The sequence below is a fragment of the Blastococcus sp. SYSU DS0753 genome, from assembly GCF_054051175.1.
Map to the genome: position 1 here is coordinate 108,311 of NZ_JBJHAT010000004.1, position 14,706 is coordinate 123,016.

The window sequence follows — 14,706 nt, forward strand, 5'->3', positions numbered from 1 at the left end:
CGTCAGGCGCCGCGGCGACGCCGCCGCGGCGCCGGGCCGGGAGCCGGCAGCCCGGCGCGCAGCGCCCGGTGCCGGGCGTACCAGGCCAGCCCGACGACGGCGGCGCCGACGCCCATGGCGGCGCCGGTGACCACCGGCGCCGGCGGCACCGAGAAGCGGGAGCGCATGCTCACCGGGCGCTCGAACCGCAGCACCGGCCAGCCGTGCTGCAGCGCGGCCTTGCGCAGCCCGCGGTCGGGGTTGACGGCGGTGGGGTGCCCCACGACCGAGAGCATCGGCAGGTCGGTGATCGAGTCGCTGTAGGCGTAGCAGTCGGCCAGGTCGAACCCGCCCTCGGCGGCCAGCCGGCGGATCGCCTCGGCCTTGTGCTCGCCGTACGCGTAGAACTCGATCTCGCCGGTGTACCGGCCGTCCTCGACGACCATCCGGGTGGCGACGACGCGGTCGACGCCGAGCATCTCGCCGATGGGCTCGACCATCTCCGCCCCGCTGCTGGAGACGATGACGATCTCCCGGCCGGCGGCGCGGTGCTCCTCGATGAGGTCGGCGGCCTCGGCGTAGACCAGCGGGTCGACGATCTCGTGCAGGGTCTCCCGGACGATCTCGTGCACCGTGGCCACGTCCCAGCCGGTGACCATCGTGGTGAGCTGGGCGCGCAGCCGCTCCATCTGCTGGGCGTCGGCACCGGCGAGGGAGAAGACGAACTGGGCGTAGGCCGTCTTCAGCACGGCGCGCCGGTTGATCAGCCCACCGTGGAAGAACGGCCGGCCGAAGGCCAGCGTGCTGGACTTGGCGATGACCGTCTTGTCGAGGTCGAAGAACGCCGCGGCGCGGGACACGTTAGTCACGGTAGCTGGATCGGCAGGTAGGGCACCGAGATGCACGGTGTCCACACCCGATGGGGTCATCCACAATTCCCCCGCCGTTCTGGCGCCGTCCTCCTGGCGTCCGGTGGGGTCGCCCCGTGCCCGCCCCGATGCCGTCCCGACCGCTCCGTCCCCTCGTCGTCAGCACCGACGAGGAGCTGCTCGACGAGCTGCTCCGCCTGGTCGCCGCCGCGGGCGCCGAGGCGGAGGTGGCCACCGGCGGCCCGGCGCTGCGCCGCGCGCACCGCGAGGCGCCGCTGGTGCTGGTCGGCGCCGAGGAGCTGAGCGGCGGGGCGCTGCGCGGGCTGCCCCGCCGACCGGGCGTGGTGGTGGTCTCCGGCGGGGAGCTGCCCGCCGCCGGGTGGGCCGTGGCCGTCGAGGTGGGGGCCGAACGGGTGGCGGTGCTCCCGGCGGACGAGGCCTGGCTGCTCACCCGCTGCGCCACCGCCGCCCGGGCGCCGGCCGAACGGGGTGGGTTGATCGCGGTGGGCGGTGCCTGCGGCGGGGCGGGCGCGAGCACGGTGGCCGCCGCGGTCGCCCTGGCCGCCCCCGGGGGCGCGGTGCTGGTCGACGCCGACGCCTGGGGCGGCGGTCTGGACCTGCTGCTCGGCGCCGAGCTCGCCCAGGGGCTGCGCTGGCCGGAGCTGACCGGCCTGCGCGGCGGCGTGGCCGGCCAGGCGCTGCTGGCCGCGCTGCCCGAGGTCGCCGGCGTCCACCTGGTCTCGGCCGACCGGGGCGGCGCGACGCCGGTGCCCGGTGAGGCGCTGACCGCGGTGGTGGACGCCGGCCGCGGCACCGGGCGCCCGGTCGTCGTGGACCTGCCGCGCCCCGGCCCCGACGGCATCGGGCGCGGGCCGCAGGAGGTGCTGGCCGACGCCGACCTCGCGCTGCTCGTGGTGCCGGCCCGGCTGCGCGCCGCCACGGCCGCCCGCGAGCTCGTCGCGGCCGACGGCTCGCCGTGGTCCCCGGCGCAGCTGGTGGTGCGCACCGGGCCCGGCGGGCTGGCGCCCGGTGACGTGGCCGAGGTGGTGGGGCGGCCGGTGCTGGCCGAGCTGCCGCACGACCGGGGGGCGGTCGCCCGCGCCGAGCGCGGCCAGCTCCCCGGTGCGCACCCCCGGTCCCCGCTGGCCGCCGTCGCCCGGCGGGTGCTCGCGGCGCTGCCCGAGGCGGCCGGCCGGTGAGCGAGCCCTCGCTGCTGGACCGGGTGCGCGCCCGGCTCGCCGTCGCCGACGGTGTCCCCTCGCGGGCAGGGGTGGCCGCCCTGGTGCGCGACGAGGCCGGGGGGCTCCTGGGTGACCGGGACGTCCTGCTCGCCGCGCGCGACGCCGTGGACGAACTGGCCGGCGCCGGCCCGCTGGAGCCGCTGCTGCGCCTGCCCGGGGTCACCGACGTCCTGGTCAACGGGCCCGAGGAGGTCTGGCTGGACCGCGGGGCCGGCCTGGAGCCGGCGGCCGGGATCCGGTTCCCCGACGACGACGCGGTGCGCCGGCTGGCCGTGCGACTGGCCGCGTCGGCCGGGCGGCGACTCGACGACGCCTGCCCCTGGGTCGACGTCGGCCTCCCCGGCGGCACCCGGTTGCACGCGGTCCTCCCGCCGGTCTCCGGCGGCGGCACGTGCCTGTCGCTGCGGGTGCTGCGCCGGTGCTCGCAGGCGCTGGTCGACCTCGAGGCGCTGGGCGCGCTGCCCGGCGAGAGCGGGGCGCTGGTCCGCGCGGTCGTGGCGCGGCGGCTGGCGTTCCTGGTCACCGGGGGCACCGGCTCGGGGAAGACGACCCTGCTCTCCGCGCTGCTGGGTGAGGTGCACCCGGCCGAGCGGCTGGTGCTGTGCGAGGACGCCGCCGAGCTGACGCCGCCGCACCCGCACGTGGTCCGCCTGCTCACCCGGCCGCCGAACGTCGAGGGCGCGGGCGCGGTCGGCCTGCGCGACCTCGTCCGGCAGGCGCTGCGCATGCGCCCCGACCGGCTGGTCGTCGGGGAGGTGCGGGGCCCCGAGGTGGTCGACCTGCTGGCCGCGCTGAACACCGGTCACGACGGCGGGTGCGGCACCCTGCACGCCAACCGGTCGACCGAGGTGCCCGCCCGGCTGGAGGCGCTGGGCGTGGCCGCCGGGCTGGGGCGCGCCGCGGTGCACAGCCAGGCCGCGGCCGCGCTCGACGTGGTGGTGCACCTGCGCCGGGCGCCCGGGGGACGCCGGGTGGAGGAGATCGGGCTGCTGCGCCGGGACGGTGAGCTTGTGGTGGTGGAGCCGGGCTGGCGGGCCGACGGCGGGCCGTGCCCGGCCGGTGAGGCGCTGCGGCGGCTGCTGGCGGGCCCGTGACCGCGGCGCTGCTGGCCGCCGCGGGCGCGGCGCTCCTCTGGCCGGACGGCCGCGCGGTGGTCCGCCGCCGGCTGCTTCGGGTGACGCCGGCCGCTACCGGGAGCCCGTCTCGATTGCCACCGCTGCCGCTCGCCGCCGCGGTGGTCGCCGGCGGGGCCGGCGCGCTGCTCGGCACACCACTGGTCGCGGTGCTCGCCGCCGGCTGCGCCGCGCTCGCGGCCCGCGACCGGCTGGCCCGCCGGAGGGACGCGGCCGACGCCGCGCGCCAGGGGGTGCTCGCCGACGCGCTGGCCGCGTTCGCGGCGGAGCTGCGGGCGGGCCGCACGCTGGACGAGGCGGTACGCGCCGCCGCCGCCGACTGCCCCGACCCGCAGTGCGCCGCGGCGCTGGTGCGGGCCGTCCGCGCGCCGGTGCCTGCGGGAGCTGCGGAGGCACCTGGCGCCGACGGGGTCGCCGCCGCGCTCGCCCGGCTCTCGGCCGCCGTCGCGCTGAGCACCCGCACCGGCTGCTCCCTGGCCGCCGTGGTCGCCGCGGTCGAGAGCGATCTCCGGGCCCGGCTGCGCCGGCGCCGCGAGCTGCTCGTGGCCACCGCCGGGCCCCGGGCCAGCGCCCGGCTGCTGGCCGGGCTGCCGGTGCTCGGGCTCGCGATGGGCGCCGGGATCGGCGCCGACCCGTGGCACGTGCTCACCCGCACCGGCACCGGGCAGGGGTTGCTGGTGGCCGGGGTGCTCCTGGAGGTGGCCGGCATCGCGTGGACCGGCCGCCTGCTGCGGCGGAGCGCGCGATGACCGGTGCGCTGCCGGTGCTGCTGCTCGCCGTGGCGGCGGCCGTGTGGGTGCCGGGCTCGGCCGTGGTCGGCGAGCGGGTCCGCCGGGTGACCGGGCCCGGCCCTCCGCCGGCCGTCGCCGGCGACGCGGCGGCGGGTGCTCGGCGCCGCTGGCTGCTCGCGGGCGCGGCCGGCGTCGCGGTGGGCCTGCTGCTGGGCGGTGTGCCCGGGGCGTGCGCCGCCGTCGTGGTCGCCGCCGCGGGGGAGCGGCTGCTGCGCGGCGCCTCCCCGGACGAGGACGCCGCCGAGCGCACGGCCCTGCTGCGCGAGCTGCCGGCGGCCTGCGAGCTGCTCGCCGCCTGCCTGACCGCGGGGCTGCCGGTCGCCGGGGCGCTCGCCGCCGTGGCCGGTGCGGTGCCCGACCCGCTCGGCCGGCGGCTGCGCGGCGCGGCCGGGCTGTACCGGATGGGTGCCGAGCCCCGCCGGGCCTGGGCCGACCAGCCGGCCGAGCTCGCCGGTCTGGCGCGCGTGCTGGTGCGGGCGGGGAAGTCCGGCGCCGCCGCGGTGCCGGCGCTGGTGGCCCTGGCCGAGGAGACCCGCACGGCGGCGCGGGCGCAGGCCCAGGCGGCGGTCCAGCGGGCGGGGGTGTGGGTGCTCGCCCCGCTCGGGCTGTGCTTCCTGCCGGCGTTCGTCTGCCTCGGCGTGGTGCCGCTCGTGCTCGGCATCGCCGGCGACGTCTTCGGCTGACGCCGTCCACATCCTCCGGCGCTCTCCACAGATGTCGCGTGCCCCTCGGCCGGGCCGCCCGCAACCCCGAGGCTCGATGGCACGGCCCCGCCGGGGGCCCCGACCGAGGAGGACGCCCGATGCCCGGAACCACGCCCGCTCCCCGCAACCCGTCACCGGAGGGGGCCGAGGAGCCGCCTCGCGGCCTGCTCCTCCGCCGCCGGTGGGCGCGGCTGCAGACACGTGCGGAGGCCGGCATGAGCACCGCCGAGTACGCCGTCGGCACCGTGGCCGCCTGCGCCTTCGCCGCGGTGCTCTACCGGGTGGTCTCGGGCGACTCCATCGTCACCGGGCTCACCGAGCTGGTCGACGCCGCGCTGGCCACCCTCTCCTGAGCGGTGGCACGTCGAGCGGCCCCGCGCCGGGAGGCCGGGATGGTCACCGCCGAGACCGCGGTGGTCCTGCCGGTCCTGCTGCTCGTGCTCGCCGGGGCCGTCGCCGCGGTCACCGTCGTGGGTGCGCAGCTGCGGTGCGTCGACGCGGCCCGGGAGGGGGCCCGGGCCGCGTCGCGCGGGGAGGAGGTCGCGGTCGTCGCGGAGTGGGCCGGCCGGGCGGCGCCGGCGGGTGCCCGCACGGCGGTCACCGGCAGCGGGAGCGAGGTCCGCGTGACCGTGACGGCGGAGGTCCGGCCCCTGGGCCCGCTGCCCTGGCGGGTCACCGTCACCGCCGCGGCGGTGACGCAGCGCGAGCCCGGGACGGAGCCCCCCGGATGAGCAGGGAGCGCGGCTCGGCCACGGTGTGGGTGCTGGTGCTCTGCGCCGTCCTGGTGACCGTCGCAGCCGGGGCGGTGCTGGTCGGCCTGGCCACGGTGGCCCGCCACCGGGCGGCGACGGCGGCGGATCTCGCCGCCCTGGCCGCCGCCGGGCGCGCGGTGCTGGGTGATCCGGCGGCCTGCACCGCGGCCGCCGAGGTCGCGGCCGCCAACGGCGCGGAGCTGACCGGGTGCCGGGTCACCGAGGGTGCGGTCGTCGAGGTGACCGTGCGCGTGCCGTTGCGGCTGGGCCGGCTCGGCGTGCACGGCGCGGAGGGCCGGGCCCGCGCCGGCCCGGTCGCAGCCGCCGCGCCGACCGGGTCAGAAGACGAGGTCCTCCTCGGTCGGCGCGGGCACCTCTTCGGCAGCAGTGACCGCGCCGGGAACCGGGGCGTCGTCGTCCTCGTCGGCGAGGTCGTCCGCGCCCCGCTCGTCGACGGTGGCCAGCTCGTCCAGGACGACGTCGAGCACCCGCACCGCGCCGGCCTTGTCGAGGGGGTCGTTGCCGTTGCCGCACTTGGGCGACTGCACGCACGAGGGGCAGCCGCTCTCGCACTCGCAGCTGGCCACGGTCGCGCGGGTGGCCTGCAGCCAGCTGCGCAGTGCCGCGTAGCCGCGCTCGGCGAAGCCCGCCCCGCCGGGGTGGCCGTCGTAGACGAAGATCGCCGCCGTCCCGGTGTCGGGGTGCACCGCGGTGGAGAGCCCGCCGAGGTCCCAGCGGTCGCAGGTGGCCAGCAGCGGCAGGATGCCGATCGCCGCGTGCTCGGCGGCGTGCAGCGAGCCGGGCAGCGCCGCGTCGTCGACCTCCGCCCGCTGGACGGCGCGGGAGTCGAGGGTCAGCCACACCGCCTTGGTCCGCAGCTGGCGCGGCGGCAGGTCGAGCGGGAACTCGGCGAGCACCTCGCCGGTGCCCAGCCGCCGCCGCTGGTACACGACCACCTGGTTGGTCACGTCGACGACGCCGGTGTGCGCGGTGACCGTGCCCAGCGACCGGGTCTGCTCGATCGAGACGATCGCCAGGTCGGTGACGTCGCGGGCCACCGTGGTCCAGTCGGGGCTCTCCGGGTGCACGACAGCGCAGGCGTCGTCGAGGTCGAACTCGTCGACGACGAAGGTGTCGCCCCGGTGCACGTAGAGGGCGCCCTCGTGCACGGTGGAGTGCGCGGCGCCGCCGTCGACGGTGCCGAGCAGCCGGCCGGTGCCGGCTTCGATGATCGCCACCGGCTCGTCCCCGCTGCCGCGGATGTCGACGTCGGGGCGGCCGCGCCCGGCCCAGTACCAGCCGGCCGGCCGCCGGCGCAGCTGCCCGGCGGCCACCAGCTCGTCCAGCTGCGCCTCGGCCACCGGGCCGCCGAAGTCGGCGAGGTCCGCGGGCACCAGCGGGAGCTCGGCCGCGGCGCAGCACAGCTGCGGGCCCAGCACGTAGGGGTTGGCCGGGTCGGTGACGGTGGCCTCGACCGGCCGCCCGAACACCGCCCGCGGGTGGTGGGCCAGGTAGTGGTCCAGCGGGTCGTCGCGCGCGACGAACACCACCAGTGACTCCCGCTGCGCCCGCCCGGCCCGCCCCGCCTGCTGCCAGAGCGAGGCGAGCGTCCCGGGGTAGCCGGCCAGCAGGACCGCGTCCAGTCCCGCGATGTCGATGCCGAGCTCGAGCGCGTTGGTGGTCGCCACGCCCAGCAGGTCCCCGGCCGAGAGCGCCCGCTCCAGCTCCCGGCGCTCCTCGGGCAGGTAGCCGCCGCGGTAGGAGTCCACCCGGGGGACGAGGTCGGCGCGGCCGCGGTCGTGCAGCAGCCGGCGGGCCTGCTCGGCCACCGACTCCGCGCTGCGGCGCGAGCGCACGAACGCCAGCGTCCGCGCGCCCCGCTCGACGAGGTCGGCGAGCAGGCCGGCGGCGTCGGCGGCGGCCGAGCGGCGCAGCGGCGCCCCGTGCTCGCCGGTCCGCTCGGTGAGCGGTGGTTCCCAGAGCGCGAAGGTGGCGCCCGGGCGCGGGGAGCCGTCGTCGGTGACGGCGACGACGTCCGCCCCGATCAGCCGGGTCGCCGCGGCGGCCGGGTCGGCCACGGTGGCCGACGCGAGCACGAAGACCGGGTCCGCGCCGTAGCGGCGGCAGATCCGGCGGAGCCGGCGCAGCACGTGCCCGACGTGCGAGCCGAACACCCCGCGGTAGGCGTGGCACTCGTCGATCACCACGTAGGCCACCCGGCGCAGCGTGCTCGACCAGCGCTGGTGCGCGGGCAGGATCCCGCGGTGCAGCATGTCGGGGTTGGTGACGATCCAGCGGGAGTGCCGCCGGACCCAGTCCCGCTCTTCGGCCGGGGTGTCGCCGTCGTAGGGGGCCGGCCGCACCGAGGGGTCCGCGAGCTCGGCCACCGAGGCCAGCTGGTCGCGGGCCAGCGCCTTGGTGGGCGCGAGGTAGAGGACGCAGGCGCGCGGGTCCTCGGCGAGCGTGGTCAGGGCCGGGAGCTGGTAGGCCAGCGACTTCCCCGACGCGGTGCCGGTGGCGACGACGACGTGCCGGCCTTCCCGCGCCGCCTGCGCCGCCGCGACCTGGTGCTGCCACGGAGCGCGCACGCCCCGTGCCACCAACCGGTCGCGCAGGCCCGGCTCCACCCACTCCGGCCACGCGGCCGTGCGGCTCTCACGCACCGGCAGGTGGTGCACGTGGGTCACCGGCTGCTCGTCCTCGGCCGTGTCCGCCAGCAGCGCGGCCAGCAGCTCGCCGCCGCCGGGCCAGGCCGCAGCGCCCCCGGACCGGTCGTCCGTGCCGGGAGGGGGAGCCGACCGGACCGGGTGGAGCGTGGTCACCTCCCCACTGTCACACCCGGGCGCAACCGGCCGTCGCCCGCCGGGAGAAGGAGCGCGCGGACCGGCCACATGCAGTGTGATCTCCCTTACACTTCGCGCCGTCCCGGGGCCCGCCCCCGGGACGCCGACCTCCGCCGCACCGGGGAGCACGGCGCCTCCCGGGCGGCCGCAGACGCCTGGAGGAGCCATGCCTGACGGATCGCTGTCCGGCGGGGAGACGGCGCTGGTCGCCGTCATCCTCGCGATCTCCCTCGCCGCGCTGGCCTTCGCCGCCTACCTGGTCCGCGCCGTCATCGCCGCCGATCAGGGCACGGAGAAGATGAAGGAGATCGCCCGGGCCGTCCAGGAGGGCGCGGCGGCCTACCTGCGTCGGCAGTTCCGCACGCTCAGCGTCTTCGCGGTGATCGTCTTCGCCCTGCTGCTGGTCCTCCCCGTGGCCGACGGCGGCTTCGGCACCCGGGTGGGACGGGCGGTGTTCTTCCTCGTCGGGGCACTGTTCTCGGCGCTGGTCGGCTTCATCGGCATGACCCTGGCCACGCGCGGCAACGTGCGGGTGGCGGCCGCCGCCCGCGAGGGCGGCTACCGGCCGGCCTTCCGCATCGCGTACCGGACCGGCGGCGTCTGCGGGATGATCACCATCGGCCTCGGCCTGTTCGGCGCGGCGCTGGTCCTGCTGCTGTTCGACGAGACCGCGCCGGTCGTCCTCGAGGGCTTCGGGTTCGGCGGTGCGCTGCTGGCGATGTTCATGCGCGTCGGCGGCGGCATCTTCACCAAGGCCGCCGACGTCGGCGCCGACCTGGTCGGCAAGGTCGAGGCCGGCATTCCGGAGGACGATCCCCGCAACGCCGCGACCATCGCCGACAACGTGGGCGACAACGTCGGCGACTGCGCCGGGATGGCCGCCGACCTCTTCGAGTCCTACGCCGTCACCCTGGTCGCCGCCCTCATCCTGGGCCAGGTCTTCTTCGGCTCGGTGGGCATGGTCTTCCCCCTCGTGGTGGCCGCGATCGGGGTCATCGCCTCGGTCGTGGGCATCCTGGCCACCAACCCGGGCAAGAACGACCGCAACGGCCTGGCCCCGATCAACCGCGGCTTCTTCGTCTCCGCCGTGGTGTCGCTGGTGCTCGTGGCGGTCGCCGCGTTCACCGTGCTGCCCGGCACCGGTGGGGGTGCGGGCCTGGCTGTCAGCCCGCAGGTGCTCGGCCTCGTGGCGGTGCTCGTCGGCGTCGTGCTGGCCGCGGCCATCCAGCAGCTCACCGGCTACTTCACCGAGACCAGCCGCAAGCCGGTCCAGGACGTCGGGCGCAGCTCCCTCACCGGACCGGCCACCGTCATCCTCTCCGGCATCTCGCTGGGCCTGGAGTCGGCGGTCTACGCCGCGCTGCTCATCGGGGGAGCGGTCTACGGCGCCTTCCTCATCGGGGGCGGGGCCGCGCTCTACGCCGTCGCCCTGGCCGGGTGCGGGCTGCTCACCACCGCCGGCGTGATCGTCTCCATGGACACCTTCGGCCCGGTCAGCGACAACGCCCAGGGCATCGCCGAGATGTCCGGCGACATCGACGACGACGGCGCCCGGGTGCTCACCGACCTCGACGCCGTCGGCAACACCACCAAGGCGATCACCAAGGGCATCGCCATCGCCACCGCCGTCCTCGCCGCCACCGCGCTCTTCGGCTCCTACAACGCCCAGGTCGCCGTCGCGCTCGACGAGGCCGGCGCCACGCTCGGCACCGCCTTCAGCCTGGTCAACCCGAACAACATCGTCGGTGCGGTCCTCGGCGCCGCAGTGGTCTTCTTCTTCTCCGGGCTGGCCATCAGCGCCGTGTCCCGGGCCGCCGGACGCGTGGTCTTCGAGGTGCGCGAGCAGTTCCGCACGCACCCCGGGATCATGACGTTCGAGGAGCGGCCGGACTACAGCCGGGTCGTCGACATCTGCACCAAGGACTCGCTGCGCGAGCTCGCCACCCCGGGCCTGCTGGCCGTGCTGGCGCCGGTGGCCGTGGGCTTCGGTCTCGGCATCGGCCCGCTGGCCGCCTACCTCGTCGGCGCCATCGCGGCGGGCACGCTCATGGCGGTGTTCCTCTCCAACTCCGGCGGCGCCTGGGACAACGCCAAGAAGATGGTGGAGGACGGCAGCTACGGGGGGAAGGGCAGCGAGGCCCACGCGGCCACCGTCATCGGCGACACGGTGGGCGACCCCTTCAAGGACACCGCCGGCCCGGCGATCAACCCGCTGATCAAGGTGATGAACCTGGTGGCACTGCTCATCGCACCCGCGGTGGTCGCCCTGTCGGTCGGGGAGGGCGCCAACACCCCGGTCCGGGTGGCGATCGCGCTGGCCGCCGTCGTCGTCATCGTGGTCGCGGTCGTGGTGTCCAAGCGGCGCTCGGTCGTCGTCGGCGAGGCGACGACGGCGTCCTCCACCGGGTCCGAGCTCACCACCAGCGCGCCCTGAACACCGCCGGCGGCTGACCCCTTGGCGGTACACCGCCTTCCACCTGCGGGAACACGGCCGCACCATCCACGTTGGTCGGGGTGGCGGCACGCCCATGGAGAGGTCGCCCCCGGCGCCACGGCGCCGGGGTGGCTTACCGTGGCCCGCCGAGGGGCGTTCCGCGGTGGCGCCCGCCGCCCCGGCACCCGCCGGGGCGACGCAGGAGACCGGCCGACCGGCCGGTCCCGCCGCACCCGCACCGCCCCCGCAGCACCGACAGGAGTCCCGTGCCCACCAAGACCACGCAGACCGAGAGCGACCCCACGACGGACGGCGCGAAGAAGACGCCGGCCCGCCGGGGCTCGGCCGCGTCCGGCGGCCGGCCGCTGGTCATCGTCGAGTCGCCGACGAAGGCGAACAAGATCGCCGGCTACCTGGGCAGCGGCTACGTCGTCGAGGCCAGCGTCGGGCACATCCGCGACCTGCCGCGCAACGCCGCCGACGTCCCGGCCGAGCACAAGGGCGCGGCGTGGGCGCGGCTCGGTGTCGACGTCGACAACTCCTTCGAGCCGCTCTACGTGGTCAGCCCCGACCGCAAGCAGCAGGTCACCCGGCTCAAGCAGCTGGTGAAGGACGCCAGCGAGATCTACCTCGCGACAGACGAGGACCGCGAGGGCGAGGCCATCGCCTGGCACCTGATCGACACCCTCAAGCCGCGGGTGCCGGTGCGCCGGATGGTCTTCCACGAGATCACCCCCGAGGCGATCGCCCGTGCCGTGGCCAACCCGCGGGAGCTCGACACCCACCTGGTCGACGCGCAGGAGACCCGGCGCATCCTCGACCGGCTCTACGGCTACGAGGTCTCCCCGGTCCTCTGGAAGAAGGTGCTGCCGAAGCTCTCGGCCGGCCGCGTCCAGTCGGTGGCCACCCGCATCGTCGTGGAGCGCGAGCGTGAGCGGATGGCCTTCCACGCCGCCGACTACTGGTCGCTGGAGGGCACCTTCGCCGTCCCCGGCCGCGCCGCCGGCGCCGACGCGGGCGAGCCCACCACCGTGCGGGCCAAGCTGGTCAGCGTCGACGACAGTCGCGTCGCCACCGGCAAGGACTTCGACGCGGCCACCGGCCGCGTCACCGGTGACGTCGTGCACCTCGACGAGGCCGGCGCCCGTGGCCTGGCCGCCCGGCTCGAGGGCCGCCAGGTGAGCGTCAGCCGGGTCGACGAGAAGCCCTACCGCCGTCGTCCGTACGCCCCGTTCACCACCTCCACGCTGCAGATGGAGGCCGGTCGCAAGCTCGGCTGGTCGTCGGCGCAGGTCATGCGGGTGGCGCAGCGGCTGTACGAGAACGGCCACATCACCTACATGCGGACCGACTCGACGAACCTGTCGGCCGAGGCGGTCAACGCCGCTCGCACCCAGGCGCGGGAGCTGTACGGCGACGCGTACGTGCCGCCGGAGGCGCGGGTCTACAGCAAGAAGTCCAAGGGGGCGCAGGAGGCGCACGAGGCCATCCGGCCCGCCGGGGACAGCTTCCGGACCCCCGGCCAGCTGGCGTCGGAGCTGGCGCGCGACGAGTTCCGGCTCTACGAGCTGATCTGGCAGCGCACCGTCGCCTCGCAGATGGCCGACGCCGTCGGCCAGACCGTCAGCGTCCGGCTGGCCGGTCGCAGCAGCACCGACGAGGCGGTCGAGTTCACCGCCAGCGGCCGCACGATCACCTTCCCCGGCTTCCTGCGGGCCTACGTGGAGTCCCGGGACGAGGGCGCGCAGAAGGACGGCGACGACGACCACGGCAGCGACGACGCCGAGCGCCGGCTGCCGCGCCTGGAGCGCGGCCAGACCCTCGACACCCGGTCGCTCGACGCCAAGGGCCACACCACCCAGCCGCCGTCCCGCTACACCGAGCCGAGCCTTGTGGCCCGGCTGGAGGAGCTGGGGATCGGCCGGCCGTCGACGTTCGCGTCGATCATGCAGACCATCCAGGACCGCGGGTACGTCTGGAAGAAGGGCAACGCCCTGGTCCCGTCGTTCGTGGCGTTCGCCGTGGTCAACCTGCTCGAGCAGTACTTCGCCCAGCTGGTCGACTACCAGTTCACCGCCTCGCTGGAGGAGGAGCTCGACGAGATCGCCGGCGGGAACCTGGGCCGGGTGGACTGGCTGACCGAGTTCTACTTCGGTGGCGAGGGCCGGCACGCCGGCGCGATCGCGCAGTCCGGCGGGCTCAAGCAGGTCATCGGCCAGCGGCTGGAGGAGATCGACGCCCGCGGCATCAACTCGATCCCGCTGCGCGCCACCGACCGCGAGGGCCGCCCGGTCGTCGTCCGCGTCGGCCGCTACGGCCCCTACCTGCAGGCCGACGGCGAGGACGGCGCGCGCGTCAGCATCCCCGAGGACCTCGCGCCCGACGAGCTGACCGAGGAGAAGGTCCGCGAGCTGCTGGAGGCGCCCTCGGGCGACCGGGAGCTGGGCACCGACCCGGAGTCCGGGCACCCGGTCGTGGTGAAGGCAGGCCGCTACGGCCCCTACGTCACCACCGTCGTCCCCGAGGGGAGCAAGGAGTCGCCGCGCACGGCGAGCCTGTTCTCGTCGATGTCCCCGGAGACGGTGACCATCGACGACGCGCTGAAGCTCCTGACGCTGCCGCGCACCGTCGGCACCGCGCCCGACGGCGAGGAGATCCAGGCGCTCAACGGCCGGTACGGTCCGTACCTGAAGAAGGGCACCGACTCCCGCTCGCTCGACAGCGAGGAGAAGTTGTTCACCACCACGCTGGACGAGGCTCTGGCGATCTTCGCCCAGCCCAAGCAGCGCGGCCGGGCGGCGGCCAAGGCCCCGCTCAAGGAGCTCGGCCCCGACCCGGTCACCCAGGGCGTGGTGACCGTGCGCGAGGGTCGCTTCGGGCCCTACGTCACCGACGGCGAGACCAACGCCAGCCTGCGCAAGGGCGACGACGTCGAGTCGATCACGATCGAGCGCGCCGCCGAGCTCCTGGCCGACCGCCGAGCCGCTGGACCGTCGAAGAAGAAGGCCGCCAAGAAGACGACGGCGAAGAAGACGGCGGCGAAGAAGACGACCGCGAAGAAGGCCACCGCGAAGAAGACGACCGCGAAGAAGGCCGCCACGACGGCGTCGGACCCGGTCACCGCGGGCTGATGAAGGACCCCGTCCCCCGCACCCCTCGCATGCTCGGGGGAGGCCTCGGGGCGGGGCCGCCGGACGAGGACGCGCTGGGGGCACGGGCGCGCTCGTTCGGGGCGGTCGCGGCCGGGTACGCCGCGCTGCGGCCGACGTACCCGGTCGACGCGGTCGAGTTCCTCCTCGGCCGGGACCGGTCGCTCGACGTGCTCGACGTCGGTGCCGGCACGGGACTGCTCACCCAGGTCGTGCTGGGCCTGGGGCACCGCGTCCGCGCGGTCGACCCGTCCCCGGAGATGCTGGCCGAGCTCGGCGCCCGGTTCCCGGCGGTCGCCACCGCCGTGGGGACCGCGGAGCGGCTCCCGGCTGGGAACGCCTCGGTCGACGCCGTCGTGGCCGGGCAGGCCGCGCACTGGTTCGACCCGGTCCCGGCCGCCCGCGAGATCCGCCGGGTGCTCCGTCCCGGTGGAGTCCTCGGCCTGGTCTGGAACACCCGCGACGACCGGGTGCCCTGGATCGCCGCACTGGAGGAGCTGATCGCCGACGAGGCGCGCGGGCACGAGGCCGACCAGCGCGTCGTCGACCGCTTCGCCGAGGAGCTCGGGGCCGACGTCGAGGTCGTCGAGTCGGGGATCGTGCAGCGTGCGGGCCCCGAGGACGTCGTCGGCGGCATCGCCACCCGCAGCTACGTGGCGGTCATGGACGGCGCCCGGCGCGAGGAGTTCCTCTCCGCGATCCGCCGGCTGCTGGCCGACCACCCCGGCACCCGGGGGCGGCCGGAGCTCGAGCTGCCCTACCGGACGCACGCCTACCGGCTCACCCCGCGCTGACCGCCGCCGGCCGACGG

11 protein-coding genes and 1 pseudogene are annotated in these 14,706 nt (G+C 76.5%); 10 read left to right on the forward strand and 2 right to left on the reverse strand.

Features of this window, described 5'->3' with window-relative positions; all coding sequences use genetic code 11:
* Nucleotides 1-2: 2 nt before the first annotated feature.
* Nucleotides 3-839, reverse strand: coding sequence for an HAD family hydrolase (locus ACI799_RS05280; protein ID WP_456588165.1), 837 nt, complete (start codon nt 837-839; stop codon nt 3-5).
* 125 nt (nt 840-964) lie between these two features.
* On the opposite strand from ACI799_RS05280, the gene ssd reads away from it, so the two are divergent.
* The 7 genes and pseudogenes from ssd to ACI799_RS05315 all read left to right on the forward strand — a co-directional run.
* Nucleotides 965-2,047 (forward strand): septum site-determining protein Ssd, encoded by a 1,083-nt coding sequence (ssd, locus tag ACI799_RS05285; protein WP_456612567.1) that lies wholly within the window; start codon nt 965-967, stop codon nt 2,045-2,047.
* The gene (locus ACI799_RS05290; protein WP_456612568.1) at nt 2,044-3,183 is read left to right on the forward strand and encodes a TadA family conjugal transfer-associated ATPase; all 1,140 of its coding nucleotides are present in this window, start codon (nt 2,044-2,046) and stop codon (nt 3,181-3,183) included. Before ssd ends, ACI799_RS05290 begins: the two co-directional genes overlap by 4 nt.
* Complete coding sequence (locus tag ACI799_RS05295) at nt 3,180-3,971, forward strand: type II secretion system F family protein (protein ID WP_456612569.1); 792 nt, start codon at nt 3,180-3,182, stop codon at nt 3,969-3,971. Before ACI799_RS05290 ends, ACI799_RS05295 begins: the two co-directional genes overlap by 4 nt.
* Nucleotides 3,968-4,696 (forward strand): type II secretion system F family protein, encoded by a 729-nt coding sequence (locus tag ACI799_RS05300; RefSeq protein ID WP_456612570.1) that lies wholly within the window; start codon nt 3,968-3,970, stop codon nt 4,694-4,696. Before ACI799_RS05295 ends, ACI799_RS05300 begins: the two co-directional genes overlap by 4 nt.
* Before the next feature lie 119 nt (nt 4,697-4,815).
* Complete coding sequence (locus tag ACI799_RS05305) at nt 4,816-5,070, forward strand: DUF4244 domain-containing protein (protein WP_456588160.1); 255 nt, start codon at nt 4,816-4,818, stop codon at nt 5,068-5,070.
* Between the two features lie 3 nt (nt 5,071-5,073).
* Nucleotides 5,074-5,448, forward strand: a complete 375-nt coding sequence (locus tag ACI799_RS05310) for a TadE family type IV pilus minor pilin (RefSeq protein WP_456588159.1) — start codon at nt 5,074-5,076, stop codon at nt 5,446-5,448.
* A pseudogene (locus ACI799_RS05315) lies at nt 5,445-5,771 on the forward strand (Rv3654c family TadE-like protein); the annotation flags it as partial. The gene ACI799_RS05310 and the pseudogene ACI799_RS05315, both read left to right, overlap by 4 nt.
* Before the next feature lie 36 nt (nt 5,772-5,807).
* Here the strand turns inward: ACI799_RS05315 and ACI799_RS05320 are convergent.
* Entirely contained in the window at nt 5,808-8,291 is a 2,484-nt protein-coding gene (locus tag ACI799_RS05320) for a DEAD/DEAH box helicase (RefSeq protein ID WP_456612571.1), read from the reverse strand.
* Nucleotides 8,292-8,478: 187 nt separating this feature from the next.
* Here ACI799_RS05320 and ACI799_RS05325 point away from each other — a divergent pair, with 187 nt between their 5' ends.
* The 3 genes from ACI799_RS05325 to ACI799_RS05335 all read left to right on the forward strand — a co-directional run bounded on the left by ACI799_RS05325 (nt 8,479) and on the right by ACI799_RS05335 (nt 14,689).
* Nucleotides 8,479-10,746, forward strand: a complete 2,268-nt coding sequence (locus ACI799_RS05325) for a sodium-translocating pyrophosphatase (RefSeq protein ID WP_456588157.1) — start codon at nt 8,479-8,481, stop codon at nt 10,744-10,746.
* 266 nt (nt 10,747-11,012) lie between these two features.
* Nucleotides 11,013-13,877, forward strand: a complete 2,865-nt coding sequence (topA, locus tag ACI799_RS05330) for a type I DNA topoisomerase (protein WP_456588156.1) — start codon at nt 11,013-11,015, stop codon at nt 13,875-13,877.
* Nucleotides 13,877-14,689, forward strand: coding sequence for a class I SAM-dependent methyltransferase (locus ACI799_RS05335; RefSeq protein ID WP_456588155.1), 813 nt, complete (start codon nt 13,877-13,879; stop codon nt 14,687-14,689). Before topA ends, ACI799_RS05335 begins: the two co-directional genes overlap by 1 nt.
* Nucleotides 14,690-14,706 lie beyond the last annotated feature (17 nt).

What these genes read in the sequence shown, in the direction of transcription:
- ACI799_RS05300 (WP_456612570.1), top strand. Translation starts at nt 3,968, where the DNA reads ATGACCGGTGCGCTGCCGGTGCTGCTGCTCGCCGTGGCGGCGGCCGTG.
- ACI799_RS05305 (WP_456588160.1), top strand. Translation starts at nt 4,816, where the DNA reads ATGCCCGGAACCACGCCCGCTCCCCGCAACCCGTCACCGGAGGGGGCC.
- ACI799_RS05325 (WP_456588157.1), top strand. Translation starts at nt 8,479, where the DNA reads ATGCCTGACGGATCGCTGTCCGGCGGGGAGACGGCGCTGGTCGCCGTC.
- ACI799_RS05335 (WP_456588155.1), top strand. Translation starts at nt 13,877, where the DNA reads ATGAAGGACCCCGTCCCCCGCACCCCTCGCATGCTCGGGGGAGGCCTC.